Raw genomic sequence first — 25,405 nt, 5'->3', positions numbered from 1 at the left:
ATCTTATGTAAAGCGGCGAGGAGGTGTGTCAAAAACCCATGTGAATAAAAATTAAGAGAAATAGTTATGGTAGTAGAATTTGATTCAGAATCATGTATGTTTTGGTCGCGATAAATCTCTGATATGTTTGATAAGTTGGTAATAGATACGAGTCATAACGAGAAAAGCAAGGGAATCATGATCCCTTGCTTTTCTCATGCCATTATCTTGGTGAATAAGTGGACATGGAATATGGATAATCATATTGAATTTCGCTATCAAAGGTAATGTAATCGAGGTAAATGGTTAAGAGTAAGTATCTTGTTCCTGTTTTATTGTCACTAATAATAATGTGGTCTCGACCCGCTGCTTCAATGACACCTCTGAAAATTTTAGAATTCCATTCCTTGCTTGCTTCAAAAGTCATATAGATGGTCGCGACTTTGCCACGGTTTAATCGGAGAATATTTTCAATATATGACTGTTCCAGTGGGAGCTGACCTGGGATATTTTGCTGATAAATAGGGCCGGACGGAATTTGATATGGCTGACCTCCGCCTTGTGCCCCTTGCCCTGAACCTGTTTGCATAGGTGTTGAATATCCTTGTTGCGGTTGACCTTGCGTTTGGGGAGGGACTGAGTAACCCATCTGTTGTGCAGGATAAGGGTTTGCCCCATATTGTTGTCTAAAATCATTTCCTTCAAAACCCGCTCCTTGCCCAAATTGATTTTTTAATTTCATATCGTTCCTCCTCTTTCCTCTTGGTGTTCTAAACAGAAGGCGGACAAGCACCTGTTGTTTCTATAGCTATCTTTCTCTCTTTCACACTATGAGACAGGAGGTCGGAATATGTACAATGAATGAAAAAAGAGACTGTCCACGACAGTCTCCTGATTTTTTAGCTTGGCAGCCAATTGAGTGTTGTATATGTTCCAAAAATGGCAAATGAAATCAAAACCAAGATAAGGAATGGCACAACAAGCGCAATGGCACCTTGCCAAAATTTTAAGTTGTGAATAGCGATGATGCCTAGAATAGACATTCCAAATATCCACATTCGTGTAAACACTTCAACAAGCGATAGTATGTCGAGGTAGTACCAAATTTCATCATGCATATCGAGATGAGGAGTGATATAGGTAAACGCATCTGAGCCAACAATCATCAGTGTCGGAATCCAAGTGAGGGAAAGCAGTGCGGAAGGAATGACAACCGCAATGAAACAAGCCCGTACGACTTGCATATATGTAGCATGACCGCCAAATAGCTTACCTGACCACTTGAGCACAAGCCCTGCTCCGAATAAAAATACATTTCCAACGAGCAAACCAAAACCTGCCCCGTGCCAAAGAATGAATGGATACGGAATCACATCGCCTGTATAGTCCCCGAGATAACCATTGTACATCCAGCCTGTCCCCATCATGCTTGCTAAGATGATCATTAACCAAATGGGAATGTGGGCATTTTTGTAAGAACGAACGATCGTTTTTGTGGCAATGAATACTTTGAAGAATCGAAAAAAACCTTTTCGTTTCTCCTCTTGTGAAAACTCTTCTTTTATGACGTCCATATTTAAGTACTCCTTTTCTAAAAATACAAATGATTACTTATATTACCAAACTATTGTAATCTTTCAAGGGAATAAGAATAAAAAATACAATTTTATTAAAAATAGGTCGCTCTACAGTCTTTTTTTTATGTGGAACATATGATAATCATAGTTTGAAAGAGACTGGGGTGACAATTTTTGACAAAAGTAACTGTTGTTATGACAAGCTACAACAAAGCCGCCTATGTAGGAAGATCCATTCAAGCAGTATTAAATCAGACGTTACCTGACTTTGAACTCTTCATTATGGATGATGGATCAGATGAAGCAACACTTGCAGCCATAGAGCCTTATGTAAAAGACTCACGTGTTCATTTGATTCAAAGTGGTGTCAAAACCCTGCAAGAGCGCACAGAAAAAACCCGTTATGCAGTTTTAATTAATCAGGCGCTTGAGCAAGCACAAGGAGAGTATATCTCGTATGCAACCGACGACAATGTGTATGCCCCTGACCGATTAGAGAAGCTCACAGGATATTTAGATGCTCATCCGAATGAAGATATTGTGTACTCTGGTTCAAAAGTAATCTATTTAAATAGTGAACGTGAGCAGGTAAAGGAAACCGTACGTCCCGCACAGGCTGTGCTATGGAATGCACCATGTGCCATTGATCACTGTTCTGTCGTCCATAGAGCCTCCATTTTGCAGAAGATCAAGTCTGAATTCGGCTCCTATTGGGATGAGAGTCCGCACTTTTACCGTATAGGGGATGCTCGTTTCTTTTTTAGGTTAAATCACTTTTATCTTTTTTATCCGTATGATGAAGTGCTTGATACGAACTACATCACAGAGCAATCCATTCACTATCAACTAGCAGATGAAGAGAAAAGTGACTTTATCAAGGCGTTGCCCCCACAAACATCGTGCTGGGAATTACGCAAGGTACTCAAACAAAAATATGGGAGGTAAATCGTTTGTCTCATTATATTCATCACTACTGGCAGGTGTATATGGAGTATGTCAACATCCTGAAAAGCCTGACCTATCAGCATATTCCCCTTGGATTAATAAGCAACTTTTATCAATATATCAGTCCAGAGGTTAGAGACAGGATGGAGAACGAAGCGTTTGGTGAACAGTTGCAAACATCCTGTCCTGTTCCTCAAGACATTCAACCTTTTTTTGATGAGAAAAAAAAATCGATCAAACCTGTTGCGTATAACCCAGGTAGCGGAAAGGTATTACTTCACTTTGATCACCTTCGTTTTACAGAAAATAATTATACTCGTTTCCATCCTGCAAAAACGTTGCTTCTTGCACGTTGGAAGAAAGCAGATTACTTCGGTATTCCAGTCATTAGCAAACCTGAATTAGCTGGAGAGGTTAATAAAGAAGCCCATGCCGAATATATTAAAGAAGCGAATGCTCTTTTCGAAGCTTATGCACAGCACCCAGTCTTTGGAGATTCGTTCTTTAAAGAGCGATTGAACAAGGATATTCCGCAGTTTATTGATGTCATTGATCAATCAGAGAGATTGCTAAAGCAGCATCACATTTCAGCTATTGTCGTCGGTACAACAGAAGATGTATACAGTAGGGTACTTGCACTGCAAACGATCAAAAGAGGGATCACAAGTATTTGTCTTCAGCATGGTGCATTAATGGGAGATGAAGCCTTTTTGCCAATATTCACCACGACACACGGGGTCTTTGGGAAGTATGAAAAAGACTGGTATGAGGATAAAGGCTGTCAGCCAGAACAAGTTGATGTGACAGGACATCCGAGATTTGATTTGGTGCAGGAGAGAAAGCCCATTCAAAAGGATTTGTTTTATCATAAATTAAATTTCAATGCAACAAACAAAACAGTTCTTGTAGCAACTCAGCCATTCTCTGGGGATTTTTATGGGGCGATCTTGAAAAAAATTGCGGTACAAAATGATGTGCAATTAATTATTAAGCCGCACCCTTGGGAAATTGCCCGAAATCAATTGAACGATTATGTCGCACTGGAGCGTTCCTCAAGTCAAGTGAGATTGGTGAAGAAGGAAATCGATTTGTATGACATGCTACCTTACGTGGATCTTGTCATCACATTAACCTCAACTGTAGGGCTTGAGGCGATGCTATTCAATAAAAGTGTCTTAATCGGAAAGATGGCAGGAGGCAGAAGATATCCGTACTATGAGTCACTACAACCATATTATTTCGAAGACCCTCAAAAGCTTGCTGAACAGGCAGTAACCATCTTAATGAATGAACAAGAGATGCAAAAAGCGAAACAACAAGGGGCTCTTTTTATCAAAGAAAATTATCCACATGCTCATTCAACAGATGTCCTCCTCTCTCTTTTAAAAACGAAAACAGGTGTAGATTTTCACAAATAAGTCTAGGGGTGTGCAAGCGATATGGTACAAAAGCGAGCACAATTTCTTCCTTACGCTCTTCCTTCCATTGAACAGGAAGAAATTGACCAAGTAATTGATACATTAAAGTCCGGTTGGTTGTCAACCGGACCTAAAGTGAAGCAGTTTGAAGACCAATTTAAGCAACTGACAGGAGCCAAGCATGCCATTGCTGTAAATTCATGTACAGCTGCCCTTTTTCTTGCTTTAAAAGGAAAAGGAATTGGTGTTGGAGATGAGGTTATCACTACACCATTAACTTTCTGTGCCACCGCCAATACTATTATTCACACAGGTGCTCATCCTGTGTTTGTTGATATTGATCCCGCAACATTAAATATCGATCCTGCAAAAATTGAAGAGGCAGTGACGCCAAAGACAAAAGCGATTGTTCCAGTTCATTTCGCAGGACAGTCATGTCATATGGATGAGGTGCTACAGATTGCCAAAAATCATGGTCTCTTCGTTTTAGAGGATGCGGCACATGCTCTCTATACAACGTATCATAATCGACCGATCGGTTCGATTGGAGATGCGACAGCCTTTAGTTTTTATGCGACCAAGAATTTGGCAACAGGAGAAGGGGGCATGCTGACGACGAATGATGATAAACTTGCTGATCGTATGAGGAGAATGGCACTTCATGGAATGAGTAAAGATGCGTGGAATCGCTACGGAGAAAAAGGTACATGGTATTACGAAGTAGAGGAGCCGGGCTATAAGATGAACATGTTTGATATGCAGGCAGCGCTTGGTATCGCCCAGCTTAACAGACTGACTGACATGCAGAAGCGCCGAGAACAGATTGCCATAGCCTACGGGCAGGCCTTTCAAGATGAGGCTGGGCTCATCCTCCCGCCCGTTCATGAAGAAGGAAGGCATGCTTGGCATTTATATGTCCTGCAAGTTGAACCTGAGAAGGCAGGTCTCACAAGAGATGAACTGATTAAACAGCTACATCAAACATATAAAATTGGCACAAGCGTCCACTTTATTCCTGTGCATTTACATCCCTATTACAAGCAATCCTTCCACTATTCTGATGCAGATTTTCCAGAAGCCATGAATTATTATCAGCGTACACTCTCACTTCCGCTTTATCCTAGCATGACCGATGAAGATGTGACCTATGTCATTGAAGCAGTTCTTGAGATTGTCAGAAAGGCGAGAGTAAAAAAATGAAAGTCATTCATGCAATAGATGAACAGGTGCTAATGGAGTGGGTGAGTAGGTATACTGAGCCATCTGAAGAGTTTACGAGTTTCAGCCAATTTGGACTTGTAAGCGGTGCGGAACTAAAGGCAGTGCTTTTATATGAATGGTCACAGTGGGAGAGCGGTTTATATGGACAGCATATTTTTCATGTGAAGTTCCTTGAAGCTGAGACCGACGCCACATTAAAAGAGCTAATGGAACGATTTATGAACTGGATGAGATCGGAAAAGTGTGATTTTTTCTTTCTTCGTCTCGATGCTTCAGATATGAGCAAAAACAGAATTGTACAACAGCTAGCACATGTTTATTATGTCGGCGGGCTCACAAGGCTTGAGGCACCACCTAAGATATATGACATAGAACAGCATGATGAGTTGAAAATCGAATCACCTGATGAGAGTGATAAAGAGATTGCGGCGTCTCTTGCCAATCAAGCCTTTATGAAAAGCAGGTATGCCCTTGATCCATTTTTAAATCAAGCAGATGTACAGCGATTTTATCAGGCGTGGATGAGAAATAATTTGAATGGCCGGGCAGACATCAATCTAGTTGCAAAGCTCGATGATGAAGTGCTCGGATTGATTCAAGGTAAGACAAATGGAAAAGAAATGGCACTTGAGCTTTTGTCAATTCGTCCAGATGTGCAAGGAAGAGGCTTAGGAAAAAAGCTGTTAGCTGCAATCATGGAAGTTTCATATCAAAGGCAACACTGCTTCGTTTCTGCGGGGACGCAAATGCATAATATAAAAGCCATTCAGCTTTATGAAAAGATGGGATTTAGAACGACAAAATCTTATTTGTATTATCATGTGTGGCCGAAAAAAGGGGAGAGGTAAGCATGGCGCAATTTTACATCGGTCATCGAAAGGTCGGTGATGATGCCCCTGTATTGATCATTGCAGAGGCTGGTATTAATCATGATGGTAAGCTGGATCAGGCACTCGCTTTAATTGATGTAGCTAAGGATGCGGGGGCAGATGCCGTGAAATTTCAAATGTTTCAGGCTGACCGAATGTATCAAAGAGAGCCAGGATTATATGAAACTGCAAAGGGTGAAGAGGTATCAATCTTTTCATTAGTGGAGCAAATGGAATTACCACCAGACTGGTTACCGGTTTTACTCAAACATTGTGAGGAGAAGGGGCTTATTTTTTTAAGTACGGTATGTGATGAACAATCAGCTGAGGTTCTAAGTAAAACGAACCCATTGGCATATAAAATTGCTTCCTATGAAATCAACCATTTACCGCTTCTTCGTCATACTGCGGCATATCAAAAGCCAATCATCTTCTCCACTGCTGGAGCGAACATTGCAGATGTGCATGAGGCGTATGAGACGATTGTTCGTCAGCATAACGACCAGATTGCCATTATGCATTGTGTTGCAAAATACCCAGCTCCTAGAGAATATACAAATCTTCGAGTTCTTCAAACATTAAAAACAGCATTTCCAGACGCTGTGATTGGTTTCTCCGATCACAGCGAGCATCCGACAGAAGCGCCTGTTGCGGCAGTTCTACTTGGCGCTGCCATCATTGAAAAGCATTTTACGATTGATAAAGAATTACCAGGAGCGGATCACTCATTTGCTTTAAATCCAGAAGAGCTGAAGGAAATGGTTCAGCACATTCGTTTGGCAGAAGCGCAGCGTACGCAAAATGTTGGAGAGTCATCATTGTCGGAAGAGCTGTTAGGCAGTTCATTTAAAACGACAACCGCAATTGAAGGGGCGATTCGTGAATTTGCCTATAGAGGTATTTTTACAACACGAGACATATCAAAGGGAGAAGCTTTTTCACCAGACAATATTGCTATTTTAAGACCCGGCCAAAAGCAACAGGGGCTACATCCTCGTTATTTAGAACTCTTATATCGTACAAATGCGACAAGTGATGTACCTGCTCATACAGGGGTTGCATGGTCACACGTATTATCACAGGAGTCTCATCATGATGGCTGATGTTTTGTTTATCATTCAAGCGAGGATGGGTTCAACAAGGCTACCTGGGAAAGTAATGAAGACATTAGGCGATTACAAATTGATTGATCTCATTGTCGAACGGGTAAAGCAATCAGCTTATTACGATCAAGTCATGCAAAACATCATCGTCGCCACGACAGTTGAGGCAGAGGACGATCTATTTGCACAATATTGTACATCAAAAGGCTATAAAGTCTTTCGTGGCAGTGAGGCAGATGTATTGCAACGATTTTCCAACATTGTACATCAGTATGAGCCACAAACAGTCGTACGCCTGACGGGTGATAACCCATTTGTTGATCCAGCGTTGCTGTCGAAAATGATTGAAAAACACACTCAAGAACAAGCGCATTACACGTATGTCAGCGGCAGTCCGCTAGGTATTTCCGGGGAAATGATTCACGCGCCCATTCTAGAAAAAATCGAAAAATGTTCATTAACGAAAGCTGATCGTGAGCATGTCACCCTTTATATTCGAAAGCATCCCGAACAATTTCGCATACATTTATTCACACCGCCCAAAGAACTTGCATATCCTGCATATCGATTCACAATTGATACGAAAGAGGATTATGAATTTGCCTCGCATTTGTTTCAAAAAGCGGGAGGCACTGCATTCGTTTCATGTGAGGAACTGTTATCCATATGTGAACGTTACCCAGAAATTGCGCGCTTGAACCAGTTTGTGAGACAGAAGGATGCTGAATGAACAAAAACATCATGATTATCGTATATGGTGGTTTTTGGATAGGGATGGGGCATGTGGTCAGAATGAAACTGCTGGCAAAAGAGCTACTCCAAAAAGGGTATCGTATTTTTTTCTATACAAATGAGCCAGTATGTATAGAGCTTCTTTCATATCCAGATTGGTTTGTTCACCTTGTTCCTTCAAAAGGAAATCAGGCATATTTCAATCGAGCAATCGAAATGGTTCAGCCTGATCTTCTGATCATAGATGTGCTGGAATTCGATCTTACATTGCTTAACGTGATGAAGTCCTCTTGTCGTGATGGGAAGATCGTCTTATTTGAAGAAAAGCGAGAGGATGCATGGAAACTGGCAGATGTAGTCATAAATGGCATCTATGGGGGCTTTCAGAATGATCATGTTCATGACAATGGACTGGAACACTTCAATGGAACACCTTATCTGTTATTAGAAAACGAACTTCGTCATTTGAAAGAAAAATACGAGGTTCACAAGGAATGTCGGAAGGTAGTTGTCAGCCTTGGTGGCAGTGATCCCAGTGGTTTATTAGAAAAGGTCACCTCTGCATTAAAGTCAGCGGATCACTTGGATGTGATCGCAGTTGCGGGCAGTGCTTCTCGATTTAATGAGGACTTGTCAGACGCTCAACATATTCAGTTACTTCGCCATACCACTCATTTGCCATTACTCTTGTTTGAAGCCGATTTGGCACTGATTGCAGGTGGGGTGACATTGTATGAAGCCATTTGTATCGGTGTCCCTAGTATTGTGCTCTCACAGGTGGAGCATCAGACTGAGACGGCTGCAATGTTTGCAAAAAAAGGCGCATGCCTGCATTTAGGGCTAGGGGCAAATGTAGATGAAAAAGACATTCTACAAGCAGTGGAAAAGCTTTCGAATAGCTATTTTCTCCGAAAGAGTATCCATCTGAATGGACGAACGCTCATTGATGGAAAAGGGCTAGAGCGTGTGCAAAACATTCTTATACACCTCATGAATCCTTACCAAAAAGAACATAAGGATGTGTAGATGTGAAGGGAGTTATTTTAGCAGGCGGAAAAGGCTCACGTCTTTCGCCGCTGACGAAAATTATCAATAAACATTTACTACCTGTTGGGCCGTATCCGATGATTTATTGGTCATTGTTTAAGCTAAAAGAAGCAGGCATTACAGAGGTCATGCTCATTTCTCAGAGTGAACAAATTCCTCAGTTTCAGAAACTCCTTGAGAGTGATAAAGAGTTGGGGATGAACATTGTTTATCAAGTACAGCCGGAAGCAGAAGGTATTTCTGATGGGTTATCGTATGCGAAGCCTTTTGTAACGAATGAGAAGTTTGTCCTTATGCTTGGGGACAATATTTTTGAAGATTCGTTAAAGCCATTTGTCCGCTCCTTTGAAAAGCAAGAGGGCGGTGCAAAGGTGCTACTCAAACAAGTAAGTGATCCACAGCGATTTGGTATTGCAGAGATTGATAGGGAGCACAACAGAATTCTCTCCATTGAAGAAAAGCCTGCAAAGCCTCGTTCTCCTTACTGCGTGACAGGCATCTATTTTTACGATCAAGAAGTCTTTCAATATATCGAAAAAATTTCGCCTTCTGCTAGGGGAGAGCTTGAAATTACGGATGTGAACAATCTCTATATCTCAAATAGCCAGATCACCTATGATATGTTAAAAGGGTGGTGGATTGATGCGGGAACTCATGAGTCCTTGCATCTTGCCTCAACAAAAATATTTGAAACCATTCAGAAAATTGAAGAATAAGAGGGATACGTATGATGAAGTCTTATTTAGTAACAGGTGGTGCGGGTTTTATCGGACTGAATTTTGTGAAGCTTCTCCTTCAGGAATCAAATGTCCGTATCACTGTATTTGATAAATTGACATATGCAAGCCACCAAGATGAAATGGCATCTTTAGCAAATCAGCCTCGTTTTCGGTTGATTCAAGGAGACATCACAAAGCAAGTAGAACTGGATGTCGCGTTCGATGAAACATATGATGCCATCATTCATTTTGCAGCAGAATCTCATGTGGATCGAAGCATTGAATCGGCAGAACCGTTTATTCAAACAAATGTCCTCGGTACTTATCGACTTTTGGAAGCAGTGGCAAAGGGAAAAGCGAACAAAATGATTCATATATCGACAGATGAAGTATATGGTGACCTTACTCACGATGATCCTGCCTTTACAGAGCAGACACCACTCTCACCGAATAATCCTTATTCAGCTAGTAAAGCCAGCTCTGATCTGCTTGTCAAATCGTATATTCACACACATCAATTACCTGCCATTATCACCAGATGTAGTAATAACTATGGCCCTTTCCAGCATGAAGAAAAATTGATACCGACGATTGTACGTAAGGCAATGAGTGGAGAGGAAATTCCAATCTATGGTGACGGGCAACAAATTCGAGATTGGTTATTCGTAGAGGACCATTGTCGTGCGGTGCAATTGATTTTAGAAAAAGGTACGATGGGCCAAGTGTACAACATTGGTGGTGGGAACGAGAAAACGAACCTCGACCTTGCCAAAGCCATTTTGACAAGCCTTGGTTTGAGCCATGATCTCATTTCATTTGTACAAGATCGAAAAGGTCATGATAGACGTTATGCCATTGATGCTAGCAAGCTAAAAAGAGAGTTAGGTTGGAAACAAGAAACGTCGTTTGAAAAAGGCATTCAAAAAACGATCAATTGGTACGAAACTAAATTTGATCAGAGCAAAGAAGGGTGACGGATGAAGGTTCTGGTAACCGGTGCAGGAGGTCAGTTAGGAAAAGAATTGACCAATCAGCTAAAAGCAAAAGACTTTACGGTTATTGCATTAACGAAAAATATGCTCAATATTGCGGATCAACAGGCTGTTAGACATGCGATGAGACATTTCAAACCTGATATCGTCATAAGTGCTGCTGCCTATACGTCTGTTGATCGATGTGAGATTGAATTAGAAAAAGCATATTTAGTAAACGGAATCGGCGCGTACTATACAACACTAGAGGCAAAACAGATTGGAGCAGATGTCCTTCATGTCAGCACTGATTATGTCTTTGATGGAAAGCAATCATCACCGTATTCAGAGGATGCACCACTCGATCCGCAAACCATCTACGGCAAGAGCAAAAAGCTTGGAGAAGAATTGATCCGTCTCGTATCTGATGAAGTGAAAATCATTCGAACTTCTTGGCTTTATGGCCATGAGGGACACAATTTTGTCAATACGATTCTTAGGCTTGCGGAGACAAAGGATCTCTTACGTATCGTTGATGATCAAATTGGTTCACCAACCTACACGAAGGATTTAGCAGGGGCTTTGATCCATTTATTTGATCAAGCACCAGGCATCTATCATGTCAGTAACCTAGAGAGCTGTTCTTGGTTTGAGTTTGCAAAAGAAATTGTCAAACGAAGTGGCTTAAAAGCAAAGGTTGAACCGATTTCTACTGAAGAATATGGGTTTCAAACACCTCGTCCAGCCTATTCTGTGCTTGATGTTCAAGCAATTCAGTGTGCTGGCTGGCATTCGAGGCATTGGAAAGAAGCCTTAGATGAATTCTTACAGCGAGAAGGGAGAGGACCTCACCATGATTGATGGCGTTGAAGTGAAGAAATTGACTAAGCATTGTGATGACAGGGGATTTTTTGCAGAGTTGATTCGTGATGATGAACCGATGTTAAAGCGATTTGGTCAGGCATCATGGTCAAAAAGTTACCCAGGTGTCATCAAGGCGTTTCATTATCACGAAAAACAGGATGATGTCTGGTTTTTCCCAACGGGTCATGCCCAAGTGGTGCTTTATGATCTAAGAGAAGACTCAAAAACAAACGGTCAAACCGATGTGTACTTCATGGGAGAAGACAATCCGATGTTACTACTTATTCCAAAAGGAGTGGCACATGGCTATCGTGTGCTTGGTCAGACACCACTTCAAATCATTTATTTTACAACAGAATCCTATGATCCAGCGAACCCAGATGAAAAGAGGATCGCTTGGAATGATGAAACGATCGGGTTCAATTGGGAAACGACTTTTAAATAAACATGTTTCGGTTACACCCGAGGGTCAGACTGTCGAGGAAGTTTCTTTATGACATGTCTTCAAAATCCTAGTGAAAAAGGGCTTATGCACTAAGCCCTTTTGCTTTGATCGCTATTTTTCGTTTATCTGATCGGTAGCTTATGATCGTAATGACGAGCCCAATCACGGTGACACCTGCCCCGAACAGTGGGACAAATTGTAGTTTTGTTAATTCAATGGCTAAACCGCCAAGTGCTGCACCGCCTGCATTTCCAAGATTAAAAGCAGAGTGACTTAATGTCGAGGCGAGTGTAGGAGCTTCCTGTGCCATATTCATTGTCCGATATTGCAAAGTTGGGACGAGAATAAATGAAATCATTCCCCATATAAAAATCGTCAATACCGCTGGCACTTTGAATGGAGAAGTCACAGTAAACAGCAATAAAATGGCAATGAGCATGATCAGTGTCATGATGATACTAGGCATCAGTCTCCAGTCTGCTAGCTTTCCACCAACTAAGTTACCAATCGTTACCCCAACCCCAAATAACACAAGAATGAGCGTGACGCCATTTTCCTGAAAGCCGGTGACCTGAAGCAAAATCGGACTAATATAAGTAAAGGCAGTAAATACTCCAGCAAATCCGAAGATGGTCATCGCAAAGGAGACAAGCACTTGAGGTTTTTTGAGAACAGCTACTTCACTTTTAATATCTAAGGCCTCTTCTTTTGCTTGATTCGGAACTAAATAGATGATGCAAATTAAGGAAATCAGACCAATGACCGCAATCACGAGAAAGGTAAAGCGCCAGCCAAATTGATTGCCGATCAATGTGCCAAAGGGGACGCCAAGTACATTGGCAACGGTTAGACCAGTAAACATAAAGCTAATCGCACTCGCACTACGAGCAGAAGGTACGAGACGTGCTGCCATAATCGCACCAACCCCAAAAAAAGTTCCATGTGCAAACGATGTGAGAATACGCGCTGTCATCAGTAAGCCATAGGTGGTCGAGACTGCCGCTACTAGATTACCTGCAACAAACAGAATCATCAGAAAAATGAGTAGGCGTTTCCTCAACATTTTCCCAGTCGATAACGTTAAAATGGGGCCACCTACTGCCACCCCAAGAGCATAGCCAGTAATCAATTGTCCTGAAGCGGGTATTGATACATGTAGGTCACTTGCCACATTTGGCAAAAGCCCCATGATCACAAATTCAGTCATGCCAATTGAAAACGCACCAAGTGTTAGTGCAAGAATGGCAACTGGGAAGTTTTTCATGATGCAATCAACCTTTCTAAAATCATGAATAAAAAGACCTCGGAATGCTCCGAAGCCTAAAGGAATTATTATACATGGAAATAAGATGCCAGTTGATCATTGGCTAAACGGTTTCCAACAAAGAAGGAGCCGAATTCACCATAACGTGCACTGACTTCATCAAAACGCATTTCATAAACAAGTTTCTTAAATTGCAGGACATCATCGGAGAACAGAGTAACACCCCATTCATAATCATCAAATCCGACAGAGCCCGTAATGATTTGCTTTACTTTTCCTGCATAGCTTCTACCAATTAATCCGTGGCTTCGCATTAAAGATTTGCGCTCATCCATTGAGAGCATATACCAGTTGTCGTTACCTGATCGTCTTTTATCCATTGGATAGAAGCAGACATATTTTGAAGCTGGAAGTTCTGGATATAAGCGTGCGCGAACATGCGGATTTTCATACGGATCACCCTCGCCGCCACTTGCTAAGTAATTGCTTAGCTCGACAACAGAAACATAAGAATAAGCAGGAATCGTAAACTCAGCCAATCTAGATTTATTGAATTCAAGCTCAATTTCATTTAATTCTTCCATTGTAGGACGCAAAATCATTAGCATAATATCTGCTTTTTGGCCGACAATACTATAGATTGTCTGGCTACCAGTTTTGGCCTGATCTGCTGCCTTCCATTTGTCTAAAAGGCTAGTGAATTCATGAATAATTGATTTGCGCTCATCGCTAGTGAGTAGCTTCCAAGCAGTCCAATCAATGGTTCTGAAATCATGCAGGGCATACCAGCCGTCTAATGTTTGAGCTGCTTCATTCGTTGTGTGTTGTTCGCTCATTTCTTTCACTCCTATATAAACAGTTTTCATCTTTTCCAACTATAACACAGTTTGTCCGCTTTTGATGTGAGCAAAACTTGAACTTCAAGGAATCCCCTCCTTCAAACATAAGCACAGTAATTGATTGAATTAGTTTGAAAAATAAGAATTTAATATGAAAGCGTTATTATTGAAGTTGGCTGTTTGAATTTATCAGGAAGAAGAGTATGCTTAAACGAGAACACTTTTTTTGTAAAATCAAGGAGGGTATTTTAGTGGCAGATATTTTTTCAGCAGTTCAGGAAAAGGTAAAAGGCAAAGGAGTTAAGATCGTTTTTCCTGAGGGATTGGACGAGCGCATTTTAGCGGCAGTTCAAAAGCTTGCAGCAAACAATGTACTTCAGCCAATCGTTGTAGGTAACAAACAAGAAGTAGAAGCAAAAGCAAAAGAGCTTGGCTTAACACTTGATGGTGTAGATATTTACGATCCTCATACATATGAAGGATTTGACGAGCTTGTACAAGCTTTTGTAGAAAGACGTAAAGGAAAAGCAACCGAAGAACAAGCAAAGAAAGCATTGCTTGACGAGAACTATTTTGGCACAATGCTTGTTTATAAAGGTCTTGCAGACGGTCTTGTTAGTGGTGCGGCGCATTCAACAGCTGACACAGTACGCCCAGCATTACAAATCATCAAAACAAAAGAAGGCGTGAAGAAAACATCTGGTGTCTTCATCATGGCACGTGGAGAAGAACAATATGTCTTCGCAGATTGCGCCATCAATATTGCGCCTGACAGCCAAGACCTTGCAGAGATTGCCATCGAAAGTGCAAACACAGCAAAAATGTTTGACATCGACCCACGTGTTGCAATGCTTAGCTTCTCAACTAAAGGTTCAGCAAAATCTGATGAAACTGAAAAGGTATCAGAAGCTGTTCGCATTGCAAATGAAAAAGCACCTGAGCTTGTGCTTGACGGGGAATTCCAATTTGACGCGGCATTCGTTCCATCTGTTGCAGCGAAAAAAGCACCAGATTCAGTGATCAAAGGTGATGCCAATGTGTTTGTATTCCCAAGCCTAGAAGCTGGAAACATTGGCTACAAAATCGCTCAACGTCTTGGTAACTTTGAAGCGGTAGGTCCAATCCTTCAAGGCTTAAACCAACCAGTCAATGACTTATCAAGAGGCTGTAATGCTGAGGATGTTTACAACCTGGCACTTATTACAGCAGTACAAGCGCTATAAGTTCACATAAAGGCAGCTAGCACGATTAGATTCGGAGCTGGCTGTTTTTTTATTCATGACATATGTGTACAATATATATAGGTAAAGCCGATAGAATGGGCAGGTGATATTATGGAAGATTTAATACATAAACTTCAGCATAAGATTGTTGAATTAACGGATGCTCAGAGAAGAATTGCAGATTACATTGTACAAAATCCGATGGAAGTCGCTTTTTTAACTGTTGATAAATTGGCTTCTAAAGTAGGTACTAGTACGGCTACCATTATGAGATTCTCAGCCGCCGTTGGATATTCAGGTTTCTCAGAGCTTCAAAAAGAACTGCAATCGAATATGAAGCATAAAGCCGCACCTCAAACAAGACTGGAAGCTAATTTAAAACATTCAAATAAGAGTAAGCTCCTGCATAATCATGTAGAATTACAATTCCATAATATCCAGTATTCATTAGACAATATTACTGAGGAAACCTTCCAGCACATTGTTGAAAAAATAGCGAATTCTCGGCAGGTACTCTGTACAAGTGTCCGAAGTGGGAGGCCTGTCGGAGAGTATCTCTCACTAGGAATTAATCGGCTATTAGGAAACTGTCAATATATTGACGCTGATAAAAGTGATTGGGTGGATGATTTGGTTCATTTGACTTCGTCTGACTTCATTATAGCTGTCAGCTATCCACGCTATGCAAAGCGTATTAAAGACATGCTGGAGGTAGCAAAGTCATATAATGTTGAAGTTCTCTTAATTACAGATAGCTATAGCTCTCCATTAACCAAATATGCTCATTATGTATTACCATGTTCCTCAGCGAGTGTGGGATCTCATAACTCCATCGTGTCTGCTATCTTTATCGTAGATTTCATTTTAAGTGCTTTAGCGATCAATGAGCCTGAGAGGACAAAACCACGTTTAGATAAAATTAATGATATTTTAACTAAAATGAGTTATCACACGACACAATAGTGGTGTGATCACTCATTTTTTTATTTAATATTTTTTATGTAAGCGCTTTACTAACCGGTGGCGAGGTGGTATGATCGTATCACTAAAGTAATGAATATTACTTTATATAAATAAAAAGTAATAAATATAACTTAAGGGGATGATTGAGACAATGAGTACAGTTCCTTTATTGTCAAATGATTTAATCAATCGGGCAAAAAAACTAAACTCTACGTTATTGGCAGACGTGATGGGATGTACAGGTACTATGGATGATCAAATCAAACCTGTTTCGAGTGGGATGAATGTGGTAGGTACAGCTTTTACCGTTAGTTTACGCCCTGGGGATAATTTATTTCTTCATCAAGCCATTTACTCTGCTAGAGAGGGAGATGTCCTCATCGTTGATGGGAAAAATCATAAGAGTCATGCCTATTTAGGGGAATTGATGGCCAGTTCAGCAAAGGCTATAGGGATAGAAGGTATCATTATTGACGGGCTTGTTCGAGATAAAGTCGCTTTAGAGGAGTTGGCTTTTCCGATATATAGTAAGGGGTTTATTCCAAATGGACCTTTTAAAGATGGTCCTGGTGAATTGAATCAAATCATTTCATGTGGCGGTGTGAAAGTAGAACCGGGAGATCTAGTCATTGCTGATGATGACGGAGTTGTGATCGTTCCAAAGGAGAAGGCAAATACCATGCTGTCACTAGCTGAAGAGAAACTAGAGTATGAGAATCAAAGACTAAAAACCATTCAAAATTACATGAGCGAAGGAAAGCAGGATATCAGTCTCTTAGCACCTGTATGGCTGGAAAACAGAATGAAAAAATTTCAGGAATAGGGGAAATGGTGATGAAGTTAGGTTTTATCGGTTATGGAGAAGCTGCATATGAGCTGTCAACGGGCTTAAAAACGGAAGGACTAGATCATTTTTATGCGTATGATGTACTATTACAAAATGAGAAATTTGCTGGAGCGATCAAAGAAAAAGCAGCTCATACAGGAGTTGAATTAACCAGCAGTGTCAGTGAAGTCATTGAGAAATCTGATATTGTGATTGCAGCTGTACCAGCGAATAAAACCTTAGAGGTGGCGCAATCCGCGTTAGGAAGTTTGAGAAAGAAGCAAGTATACGTTGATGTGTCTGCATCAACACCAGACATCAAAAAGCAAGTGGCTAAAGAAATTGCAAAGCATGATGCGCTTTTTGTAGATGCAGCGATGCTAGGATCTCTTCCGGTAAACAAACACAAGGTACCGATCAAGGCAAGCGGTAGTGGAACAGATCAATTGATTGAGGCATTGTCAAAGTATGGAATGAACATCACGAAAATCAGTGACCAACCAGGAGATGCTTCGGCTTTAAAACTGATAAGAAGCATTTATATGAAAGGAATCGTCGGATTATTAATTGAATTTTTGGAAACTTCAAAAATTTACGGAGTCGAAGATCAGGTCGTTGCTTCCTTAAGTGAAACAATGGATAGCAAAAGCTTTGAAGAAACCATGAATCGCCTCGTTACAGGTAGTGCACTGCATGCGAAAAGACGGGCGGTTGAGCTAGGTGGTTCTATTGAAATGCTTGATTCAGCTCATATTGATGCCAGTATGTCGCGTGCAGCACAGCAAAAGCTAGAGAAATTAGCAGATCTCAACTTCTTTGAACGATTTGAAGGGAAAAAACCAACCAGTTGGGAAGAGGTCATTGAAGTGATTCAACAAGGGTGATTTATTTGTAAGCGCTTTATTTAATCCGGAGGAGGCGAAGATAACTAATGGGTTTTATTGCGTTGATTGTATTCATTGCTGTCATTATTATATGGAATGTCGTAGTGAAACGTAATATGGGAGAAGCCATGCTATTAGGTTTTATTTCAACCACATTGTTTGGAGGAATGGAAGCATTACGACTTTTCTGGGATGGCTTATTATTTGCATCCACATACGAGGTACTGTACGCAGCAGTAGCATTTGTGTTTATGGCATATTTGATTGAAAAGCTTGAATTGATACATGCACTCTTGCGGATATTGAATTCTCTAATAGGAAAACTCCCTGGTGGAGCTGCTTATATGAGTACGTTAGGTTCTGCTGTTTTAGGTGCTCTTTCAGGATCGAACTCTGCAAACACAGCGGCTACTGGGTCCATCACCGCCTCTTGGATGATTAAATCAGGCTGGAGCCGCACAGATACGGCGACTATTTTAGCGGGTAATGGTGGACTTGGGGCAGCTCTACCTCCGAACTCTTCCATGTTTATCATGCTGGGGTTTGCACCAGTTGCAGCGCTTGTATCTGAGGGAGATTTATATATTGCACTTTTAATAGGTGGACTTTATCAAGTTGTTTACCGCTTTATCCTTGTTTTTCTTCTTGTGAAAAAGAATAAAATTAAAGCTATGCCACCAGATGATATTGTCTCTTTTAGAGAAGCTGTGAAAAAAGGATGGAAGTCTATCTTTATTTTCTTCGGTGCATTAATTCCTATCATCATCACAATTGGTCCATTGGCCAATTACTTGAAAAACAATCCAAACATCGGACCAGAGGCTATGGATCAAATTTCATTAATTACATGGATTCCTATCTTAATGATGCTGATTAGCTTAACGATTGGGAGAAAGAAGGCCTCTACATTAGATTGGTCTAAGTTTTTCAAATCAGCCATTCCAAAGTTTACGACAATCGGCGCATTGATGCTTTTTGCTGTCGCTGCGAGTCAGGTGCTGGCTGAATTAGGTTTAGCAGAAGATCTAACACTAATAACGTCAACAATTGCTATTCCGAAATGGCTCATGGTCCTCATTGTCGGTGTTCTTGTGACATTGGTGGCTGGACCATTATCTTCAACTGCTACGCTAACAGCTGTCGGACTTGTCTCATTTTCAGCCTTAATCTCAGTCGGAGTTGATCCAGTGGTGGCTGTTGTCTCCATTCTCGCATTCTCTTCGACAGAAGGAGCTTCACCACCTGCGTCAGGGTCTATCTTTATTGCTTCTGGTCTTGCAGGAGCCAAACCTGAGAAGACATTTATACCGCTGATTCTTTATTATATGCTTCCTATCGTCGGTATTGGCTGGCTAATAGGCATGGGGATACTTCCAGTATAGAGAGGAGAAACACATGAGAGCATTAATGGAATTTCTATTTAAAGTGTTACTTGTCCTTTTCTTAACGTCAGGAACAGTATTGGTACTGGGTCAGATATTGGGCATCCTTCTTCAAAAGGGTGATATGATCATTGCAAGTACTAACTTGTTCAAAACACCAACACTGGTGTTGAGCGCTTTTTTCAGTCTTGTCGGTTTTTCCCTTCATTATATCCCTGAAAAGAAAGACACCTCATATATTGATCGTGAATCAGCATCAGTAGGGGATTCGCTAAAATAAAACTTCAAAAGCTGGATTCAGTTATATGGATCCAGCTTTTTTTGTGTGTAAAATAGGTATTAAAACCCAATACATTCGATTCATTTTTTGTTGAATTCGTTTTCAATCATATGCCTCTTGTTCTAGTAAATGGTAACATAAAGGAGGACTATTTAAGGAATAGAGGTGCATGACGATATCTGGAACAATCATCGGATATACAACAGCCTTGTATTCGTTAAAGGCAGACATATCCACTAAAAAAGAACAAATTGCAGAACTCAAATTGTGTCGCAAAGAATTAAAGAAGGCAAAAGTCGATCTATTAGATGCTAGTCGAAAAATCAAACATCCAGTTCTTACGTCAGATACATGGTATGGAAAACTAGCAGATACGTTTGATGATATTCGGGATGTGATGAAATCTGCCAGTCGAGAGATAAAAGGCACACAACTCACCAATATATTGAATCGAATTGATGAAAAAATCAGTGACCTAACATCGGGTATCCATTCCTTAGAGAATGAGATTCGATCAGTCGAAAGAAAAATAGAGAAAGAGAAGCAAAAACAACTGGAAGAAAAAAGAGGTAAGTAAAATGGACCGAGAAATCAAAATGGATGCCAGTCATATCAAACGAGAATTGAACAATGCCAAGCAGGCAGGCTCTCAAATGAAATCGTCACTTCCAAAAACAATCAAGGGGAAAAACCAACTCTCAACAATAGAAAAGATAGAAAAGATCAATCACCAGTTAAACGAATTAAGTACAGCATATACAGATATTCTTCAGAAACAGCTTGCACAAACAGAACAAGCCGTAAACACCATGATTGAAACCGACAAAGCGCTTGCGTCTGCCAGTAAAAGAAAGTAAAGGAGAACGCAATGAAAACCCTTGACGCCTTTGCGCTGACAAACGGAATTGATAGGACGCTTGATGAGTTAAAACAACAATTACATGACATCAAAGCCCTAGAAAAACAAATCAAAAGAATCATCGCCCTTGATGAGGCACTAAAAGGGGAGGGCGGACAAGCCATTCGTGCGTTTTATGAAGAATGCCATATTCCTTTTTTACAATACTTTCAGGTTGTCATTGAGGAATACAGCGTAGCACTAAAAAAGACAAAACAGGCGCTTTATACCCTTGAACCGAAACAAAATGGCTTTATTTCACAAGCATTTCTTGAACACGAGCTAGATCACGGTTTAAAAAACGCAGAACGAGCAGTCTCTGATATCGTGTCCGATGCGAACCACGCCATCGGCAAGGTCAGCCATATTGTTCACTTATCAAGATTAGATGATTCCGCCTTCCAGCAAAGTTATCAAAAAGCATGGCTCGAAACCTCAAGAACTATTGGGTTACTCCATGCATTTGACAGAGAACAAACGAGTGCTTTAAATGAAACGAAAAGCTCACTTCAAACGATGAAGCAATATATGGATACGCTAAGGAGCATGTTCACTGGTCCAAAAATAGAGATCACAGGCTATCAAAAAGGATCTATTTTCAAAGATGGAAAAGAAGAAAAAGTAAGTAGTACCATCAGTGGATTGAATGAAAAAATAGACAATGCCAAAGACAATTCAATGATGATGATGCTCAAGAAGCTGAGTGAAAAAGAGCGGGCGAATGTGGAGACGGTTTTTAAGGAAAAGCTATCTAGTAAGATCAATCAAAATGTAGTGATCATAAATGGGAAAGTGTATGATACAAGTGAGTACAAAAATATCAACTTTGAAAATGCCAAAATAGTTGAAGTTATGCGAGATGGAATGGTGTATCGCTTACGAATATCGGAGCAAAACAAAGTAACGATTGAGAGCGTCAAACCAATTTCTGACGTAAAAATGAGCGATAAAGCCCAAAACATTTTAAATACAGCGGTTGAATTTACAGGAATAAATGACGCGATTCGGGCCATTACAGGGAGGGATCCTGTAACTGGTGATAAAGTCGCTGACACGGATCGATTAGTATCAGGCTTGTATATGATACCAGGAGCGAAAATTGTTAAAGTTGGAAAATACGTTTTTAAAATGATTAAAGGAGAGAAAACTACCAAGAAAGTCTCTAAGGTAGATAAAGGAACGAAAGCTACTGAAGATGTCAAAACAGTTGAGAGTAAAACGTCTAAAGCAAAAAACAAAGTTAAAGAATTTGATCTGAGTTTTGCGACTAGTAAGCTTAAAAATGGAAAAATTCATGCTTATGATTTAGAATCAATGATACCAAAGGGTACACTAAACAATTTTAAAGCAAGTGAAACAATTAAAAAAGGATATAAATACAACTTTGAAATTGACGGAAAAAAAGTAGAAGTAAAGTGGCATTCACCGGATTTAAACGCAAAACAGAAATTCCCAGACAGTAATTCTGGAAATATGTGGACTGCCCAAATAAAAATACAAAAAAAACTTCTGGGGCAAGATGGAAAACTCCATAAAAAACCAAGTAACATCACACACATTCCAGTTGTAGGAGAGTGAAATTAGCATGGATTTTTCTAAGTTTGATGAATTACCGGATTCTTTATCTGAAGGTACATTAGAAAATTATTTCAATCAGCTTGTTGATATTTATGAAAATTCAAAAGATAATATCAGTTATATTGAATTAACAGAAGCTATATACCAACTATCAGAAAGACAATGGCATACTTATAAAATTCTGAACGACAAAATTAAAAATGAAATAGATATTTTAATGAAAAATATCTTGGATGCAAATTCTTTTGATCTCATAGACAATGCTACATCTATAATAGCTTATTTGGGGCTTCCGGAAAGCTTTAAAGCATTACAGGAAATGCTTCAAGAAAATCTTAGTGATGAAGTTAGAGAGCTGATAGAGGAGACAATTGAGGAATTAGAAGGAAACGTTGAGAATCCATATTCAGGATTAGAATCAATATAAAAATTTTTAGAGGGCACCCTAAGTTGTGCCCTCTTTTGTTTAATTCATCAAAGTTTCAATTTTCGTCTTTGTCTTCCGCATGACTTTTAGGACATGCTTGTTTTAGATTAGTCGTGCTTTTTACAGGTAATGTTTTAATGCTTGTTATTTTTAAAGGAATAGAGGTGCATGACGATATCTGGAACAATCATCGGATATACAACAGCCTTGTATTCGTTAAAGGCAGACATATCCACTAAAAAAGAACAAATTGCAGAACTCAAATTGTGTCGCAAAGAATTAAAGAAGGCAAAAGTCGATCTATTAGATGCTAGTCGAAAAATCAAACATCCAGTTCTTACGTCAGATACATGGTATGGAAAACTAGCAGATACGTTTGATGATATTCGGGATGTGATGAAATCTGCCAGTCGAGAGATAAAAGGCACACAACTCACCAATATATTGAATCGAATTGATGAAAAAATCAGTGACCTAACATCGGGTATCCATTCCTTAGAGAATGAGATTCGATCAGTCGAAAGAAAAATAGAGAAAGAGAAGCAAAAACAACTGGAAGAAAAAAGAGGTAAGTAAAATGGACCGAGAAATCAAAATGGATGCCAGTCATATCAAACGAGAATTGAACAATGCCAAGCAGGCAGGCTCTCAAATGAAATCGTCACTTCCAAAAACAATCAAGGGGAAAAACCAACTCTCAACAATAGAAAAGATAGAAAAGATCAATCACCAGTTAAACGAATTAAGTACAGCATATACAGATATTCTTCAGAAACAGCTTGCACAAACAGAACAAGCCGTAAACACCATGATTGAAACCGACAAAGCGCTTGCGTCTGCCAGTAAAAGAAAGTAAAGGAGAACGCAATGAAAACCCTTGACGCCTTTGCGCTGACAAACGGAATTGATAGGACGCTTGATGAGTTAAAACAACAATTACATGACATCAAAGCCCTAGAAAAACAAATCAAAAGAATCATCGCCCTTGATGAGGCACAAAAATTGTTAAAGTAGGAAAATACGTTTTTAAAATAATTAAAGGGGAGAAAGTAGCTAAGAAGGTTGAGAAGACGGTTAAGAATACGGGGAATGGTGCTAAAGATTTTGAAAAATCGTTATTCAAATTGCCTCCAGCAGAGCGCGTTGCAGCTGTAAAAATAAAAGTACAGGAAGTTGCTAAAAGTAATAGTTTAATAAAAGATTCAAAATTAAGTAAGATGAATGGTAGAGATGTATATAAAGATCCTAAAACTGGAGATTTATATTCGGTAGATACACAGCATGGTCGGTTTGAAAAAACAAATAGCAAGGGGAAGCATCAAGGAGAGGTTGATTTTGATTTTAAGCAAACTAAACCTGCCGATGCATCTGGTGGTCATAATTTAAAAATTAAATAGAAAGGATGTAATAGAATGATTAAGAATGATTGGATATCTGTTAGTGAAGTTAAAGACGATACTCAAATTTGGGCTGGAACCATCGTCAGGGTTTTTAGGGAGGAATTAAATAAGGATAACAGTGAAGATAATTTCTATGATTATATAGTTTCTTTTATATATGATAACACAGAATATTTACAGTTAACCTGTCTAACACAAGGCGAGGGTGGCAATATTGTTTGTGTATTGCAAACAGAACCAGGGTCTAATTACTCATTAGGGAGGGAATTGAAAAGAATGATGGATGATGGCAAAGAATCTGTTTTTATGAAATTTTCCCCTAATTGTATCGTAAAATAAATCGCTACTAGGAGTTGGAAAGACCTGATTTTTGTCTAATCAAATGAGAAGCAGAGTTAAAAAAGGTGAGCTTACAGAGGTGTTGGCTCACCTTTCTTCTGTCCAAGTTGTTTTTGTGATGACAAAACAGAAGAAGTCGACAAAATACCAGAAAGCCGCAGCAACGGAAACGCCAAACGCATATTAGACGGAGAGATCGTCTCAAACGTTGAAAACATCGTCCTAGAATATAGCGGAATTTAAGACGGCTACCGAGCCGTCACAGGCAAAGATCCCGAAACTGGCAAAAAAATAAGCGGCACAGACCAAGCCTTATCCGTAGCCGCTATCATCCCAGTTACAAAAATAACAAAGGTTGGAAAATATGTTTTTAAAATAGACAAAGGGGCGAAAGTAGCTAAAAAAGTTTCTAAGGTTGGTAAAGATTCTAAGAGTAAAGTTAAACTTCCTAGCAGATATGGTGCTCTTAATGAAGCTAAAAAGGATGCAGGCATTATAAGATCTCAACACCCTGAATCAATTCGGCGTGTAGAGATGCGAACCGCTCCCCATGAAGGTAGCGTGTCATAAAAGACGAAAATGGTAAGGTTATTTGGACTAAAGAGCATCTATATACTAATAATAAGGGTCAGAAAATTATTATCCAAGATCATAGCGCGGGTCTTAAAAAAGGTGGACAAGGGCCTCACTTTAATGTACGACCCTTTGATAATCCTCGAACAGGAAAAGTCCCAGGAACAAAAGAGCATTATCCTTTCAAAAAATAAAATGGAGCTTTAGAAAAAGAGTAAATAAAAACATATGAGGCCCTTTTCAAGAAAGGGCCTTTTATATATTCAAGTAATAACAACTCGAGTTTCACTTTTTGTTTTGTCCCAAAATGCCGCAACTTAAAAAAATGTCGAGAAATAGGAGGATTATATGGATAAAAAAGAAGAGCTAACTAAACAAGTTCAAATGGTAATAGACATTCTAGAAAAAGAATATTCTCATGAGATAAAACAAGGTGTTTTCCATTTAATATATAAAAGATATAAGGATGCACGAAATATTATTCAGAACAATGAAGATTTTCATAAGATATATATTGTAGGCGGTGTAAGAGCTTATATGGATAGTTACAATGACTATCAAAATCCCTTTCTAAACGAATTACATAAAGCAGAGAGTTTGCTAAAAGAGTGTGGCGATATCTAGAGCAATAAAAAAACG

33 protein-coding genes are annotated in these 25,405 nt (G+C 39.8%); 29 read left to right on the top strand and 4 right to left on the bottom strand.

What is annotated here, in order from left to right; all coding sequences use genetic code 11:
• Positions 1-202 precede the first annotated feature (202 nt).
• Together gerQ and ACQKEZ_RS08795 are read right to left on the bottom strand one after the other, a co-directional pair.
• Entirely contained in the window at positions 203-721 is a 519-nt protein-coding gene (gerQ, locus tag ACQKEZ_RS08800) for a spore coat protein GerQ (RefSeq protein WP_427299944.1), read from the bottom strand.
• A gap of 157 nt (positions 722-878) precedes the next feature.
• Entirely contained in the window at positions 879-1,553 is a 675-nt protein-coding gene (locus tag ACQKEZ_RS08795) for a YIP1 family protein (RefSeq protein ID WP_427299942.1), read from the bottom strand.
• A 177-nt stretch (positions 1,554-1,730) separates the two neighbouring features.
• Between ACQKEZ_RS08795 and ACQKEZ_RS08790 the strand changes: the two genes are divergently transcribed.
• From ACQKEZ_RS08790 to ACQKEZ_RS08740, 11 genes are read left to right on the top strand one after another with little or no spacing between them, the layout of a single operon-like run.
• Positions 1,731-2,501 carry a glycosyltransferase family 2 protein gene (locus ACQKEZ_RS08790; RefSeq protein WP_427299940.1) on the top strand — a complete coding sequence of 257 codons (771 nt, stop codon included), beginning with the start codon at positions 1,731-1,733 and terminating at the stop codon, positions 2,499-2,501.
• A 5-nt stretch (positions 2,502-2,506) separates the two neighbouring features.
• Complete coding sequence (locus tag ACQKEZ_RS08785; protein ID WP_427299938.1) at positions 2,507-3,919, top strand: CDP-glycerol glycerophosphotransferase family protein; 1,413 nt, start codon at positions 2,507-2,509, stop codon at positions 3,917-3,919.
• A gap of 21 nt (positions 3,920-3,940) precedes the next feature.
• Positions 3,941-5,119: a DegT/DnrJ/EryC1/StrS family aminotransferase gene (locus ACQKEZ_RS08780; protein ID WP_427299936.1), complete on the top strand. Its 1,179-nt coding sequence runs from the start codon at positions 3,941-3,943 to the stop codon at positions 5,117-5,119.
• Complete coding sequence (locus ACQKEZ_RS08775) at positions 5,116-5,988, top strand: GNAT family N-acetyltransferase (RefSeq protein WP_427299934.1); 873 nt, start codon at positions 5,116-5,118, stop codon at positions 5,986-5,988. Before ACQKEZ_RS08780 ends, ACQKEZ_RS08775 begins: the two co-directional genes overlap by 4 nt.
• 2 nt (positions 5,989-5,990) lie before the next feature.
• Positions 5,991-7,112: an N-acetylneuraminate synthase family protein gene (locus tag ACQKEZ_RS08770; protein WP_427299932.1), complete on the top strand. Its 1,122-nt coding sequence runs from the start codon at positions 5,991-5,993 to the stop codon at positions 7,110-7,112.
• Complete coding sequence (locus tag ACQKEZ_RS08765) at positions 7,102-7,842, top strand: cytidylyltransferase domain-containing protein (RefSeq protein ID WP_427299931.1); 741 nt, start codon at positions 7,102-7,104, stop codon at positions 7,840-7,842. Before ACQKEZ_RS08770 ends, ACQKEZ_RS08765 begins: the two co-directional genes overlap by 11 nt.
• A complete protein-coding gene (locus ACQKEZ_RS08760) occupies positions 7,839-8,870 on the top strand; it encodes a PseG/SpsG family protein (RefSeq protein WP_427299929.1) in 1,032 nt (343 codons plus the stop codon). Before ACQKEZ_RS08765 ends, ACQKEZ_RS08760 begins: the two co-directional genes overlap by 4 nt.
• 2 nt (positions 8,871-8,872) lie before the next feature.
• The gene (locus tag ACQKEZ_RS08755; protein ID WP_427299927.1) at positions 8,873-9,607 is read left to right on the top strand and encodes a sugar phosphate nucleotidyltransferase; all 735 of its coding nucleotides are present in this window, start codon (positions 8,873-8,875) and stop codon (positions 9,605-9,607) included.
• A gap of 11 nt (positions 9,608-9,618) precedes the next feature.
• On the top strand, positions 9,619-10,584 hold the full coding sequence (rfbB, locus tag ACQKEZ_RS08750; RefSeq protein WP_427299926.1) for a dTDP-glucose 4,6-dehydratase: 966 nt from the start codon (positions 9,619-9,621) through the stop codon (positions 10,582-10,584).
• A 3-nt stretch (positions 10,585-10,587) separates the two neighbouring features.
• Positions 10,588-11,442: a dTDP-4-dehydrorhamnose reductase gene (gene rfbD, locus ACQKEZ_RS08745; RefSeq protein ID WP_427299924.1), complete on the top strand. Its 855-nt coding sequence runs from the start codon at positions 10,588-10,590 to the stop codon at positions 11,440-11,442.
• Entirely contained in the window at positions 11,435-11,890 is a 456-nt protein-coding gene (locus ACQKEZ_RS08740; protein WP_427299922.1) for a dTDP-4-dehydrorhamnose 3,5-epimerase family protein, read from the top strand. Before rfbD ends, ACQKEZ_RS08740 begins: the two co-directional genes overlap by 8 nt.
• Positions 11,891-11,972: 82 nt before the next feature.
• On the opposite strand, the gene ACQKEZ_RS08735 is transcribed toward ACQKEZ_RS08740, so the two are convergent.
• Together ACQKEZ_RS08735 and hemQ are read right to left on the bottom strand one after the other, a co-directional pair.
• Complete coding sequence (locus ACQKEZ_RS08735; protein WP_427299920.1) at positions 11,973-13,154, bottom strand: MFS transporter; 1,182 nt, start codon at positions 13,152-13,154, stop codon at positions 11,973-11,975.
• A gap of 68 nt (positions 13,155-13,222) precedes the next feature.
• Positions 13,223-13,990, bottom strand: a complete 768-nt coding sequence (gene hemQ / locus ACQKEZ_RS08730; protein ID WP_427299918.1) for a hydrogen peroxide-dependent heme synthase — start codon at positions 13,988-13,990, stop codon at positions 13,223-13,225.
• Positions 13,991-14,244: 254 nt separating this feature from the next.
• On the opposite strand from hemQ, the gene pta reads away from it, so the two are divergent.
• The 18 genes from pta (at position 14,245) to ACQKEZ_RS08640 (ending at position 25,390) form a co-directional block, all read left to right on the top strand.
• On the top strand, positions 14,245-15,216 hold the full coding sequence (pta, locus tag ACQKEZ_RS08725) for a phosphate acetyltransferase (protein ID WP_427299916.1): 972 nt from the start codon (positions 14,245-14,247) through the stop codon (positions 15,214-15,216).
• Positions 15,217-15,327: 111 nt separating this feature from the next.
• Positions 15,328-16,179 (top strand): MurR/RpiR family transcriptional regulator, encoded by an 852-nt coding sequence (locus tag ACQKEZ_RS08720; protein ID WP_427299914.1) that lies wholly within the window; start codon positions 15,328-15,330, stop codon positions 16,177-16,179.
• Positions 16,180-16,330: 151 nt separating this feature from the next.
• A complete protein-coding gene (locus ACQKEZ_RS08715; protein ID WP_427299912.1) occupies positions 16,331-17,002 on the top strand; it encodes an RraA family protein in 672 nt (223 codons plus the stop codon).
• 11 nt (positions 17,003-17,013) lie between these two features.
• Complete coding sequence (locus ACQKEZ_RS08710; RefSeq protein WP_427299910.1) at positions 17,014-17,889, top strand: DUF1932 domain-containing protein; 876 nt, start codon at positions 17,014-17,016, stop codon at positions 17,887-17,889.
• Positions 17,890-17,936: 47 nt separating this feature from the next.
• Complete coding sequence (locus ACQKEZ_RS08705) at positions 17,937-19,271, top strand: TRAP transporter large permease subunit (protein ID WP_427299909.1); 1,335 nt, start codon at positions 17,937-17,939, stop codon at positions 19,269-19,271.
• A gap of 13 nt (positions 19,272-19,284) precedes the next feature.
• Entirely contained in the window at positions 19,285-19,551 is a 267-nt protein-coding gene (locus ACQKEZ_RS08700) for a hypothetical protein (RefSeq protein ID WP_427299907.1), read from the top strand.
• A 169-nt stretch (positions 19,552-19,720) separates the two neighbouring features.
• Positions 19,721-20,128, top strand: a complete 408-nt coding sequence (locus tag ACQKEZ_RS08695; RefSeq protein ID WP_427299901.1) for a YwqH-like family protein — start codon at positions 19,721-19,723, stop codon at positions 20,126-20,128.
• 1 nt (position 20,129) lies between these two features.
• Positions 20,130-20,408, top strand: coding sequence for a YwqI/YxiC family protein (locus tag ACQKEZ_RS08690; RefSeq protein ID WP_427299899.1), 279 nt, complete (start codon positions 20,130-20,132; stop codon positions 20,406-20,408).
• A gap of 11 nt (positions 20,409-20,419) precedes the next feature.
• Positions 20,420-22,027, top strand: coding sequence for a T7SS effector LXG polymorphic toxin (locus tag ACQKEZ_RS08685; protein ID WP_427299905.1), 1,608 nt, complete (start codon positions 20,420-20,422; stop codon positions 22,025-22,027).
• Between the two features lie 7 nt (positions 22,028-22,034).
• A complete protein-coding gene (locus ACQKEZ_RS08680; protein ID WP_427299903.1) occupies positions 22,035-22,454 on the top strand; it encodes a hypothetical protein in 420 nt (139 codons plus the stop codon).
• 168 nt (positions 22,455-22,622) lie between these two features.
• Complete coding sequence (locus tag ACQKEZ_RS08675; RefSeq protein ID WP_427299901.1) at positions 22,623-23,030, top strand: YwqH-like family protein; 408 nt, start codon at positions 22,623-22,625, stop codon at positions 23,028-23,030.
• Position 23,031: 1 nt separating this feature from the next.
• On the top strand, positions 23,032-23,310 hold the full coding sequence (locus ACQKEZ_RS08670) for a YwqI/YxiC family protein (protein ID WP_427299899.1): 279 nt from the start codon (positions 23,032-23,034) through the stop codon (positions 23,308-23,310).
• A gap of 11 nt (positions 23,311-23,321) precedes the next feature.
• The gene (locus ACQKEZ_RS08665) at positions 23,322-23,468 is read left to right on the top strand and encodes a hypothetical protein (RefSeq protein ID WP_427299897.1); all 147 of its coding nucleotides are present in this window, start codon (positions 23,322-23,324) and stop codon (positions 23,466-23,468) included.
• 110 nt (positions 23,469-23,578) lie between these two features.
• Positions 23,579-23,851, top strand: a complete 273-nt coding sequence (locus ACQKEZ_RS08660; RefSeq protein ID WP_427299896.1) for a colicin E3/pyocin S6 family cytotoxin — start codon at positions 23,579-23,581, stop codon at positions 23,849-23,851.
• Between the two features lie 15 nt (positions 23,852-23,866).
• Positions 23,867-24,193 (top strand): hypothetical protein, encoded by a 327-nt coding sequence (locus ACQKEZ_RS08655; protein WP_427299895.1) that lies wholly within the window; start codon positions 23,867-23,869, stop codon positions 24,191-24,193.
• Between the two features lie 291 nt (positions 24,194-24,484).
• Positions 24,485-24,763 (top strand): hypothetical protein, encoded by a 279-nt coding sequence (locus tag ACQKEZ_RS08650; protein ID WP_427300536.1) that lies wholly within the window; start codon positions 24,485-24,487, stop codon positions 24,761-24,763.
• On the top strand, positions 24,760-24,960 hold the full coding sequence (locus ACQKEZ_RS08645) for an HNH/endonuclease VII fold putative polymorphic toxin (protein ID WP_427300534.1): 201 nt from the start codon (positions 24,760-24,762) through the stop codon (positions 24,958-24,960). Before ACQKEZ_RS08650 ends, ACQKEZ_RS08645 begins: the two co-directional genes overlap by 4 nt.
• 154 nt (positions 24,961-25,114) lie before the next feature.
• On the top strand, positions 25,115-25,390 hold the full coding sequence (locus ACQKEZ_RS08640; protein WP_427299894.1) for a hypothetical protein: 276 nt from the start codon (positions 25,115-25,117) through the stop codon (positions 25,388-25,390).
• Positions 25,391-25,405 lie beyond the last annotated feature (15 nt).

Source organism: Bacillus sp. NPDC077027 (assembly GCF_050269555.1).
GTDB lineage: Bacteria > Bacillota > Bacilli > Bacillales > Bacillaceae > Bacillus.
Note: the sequence above shows the minus strand (reverse complement) of the source record. Positions and strands in the feature narration are given on the sequence as shown.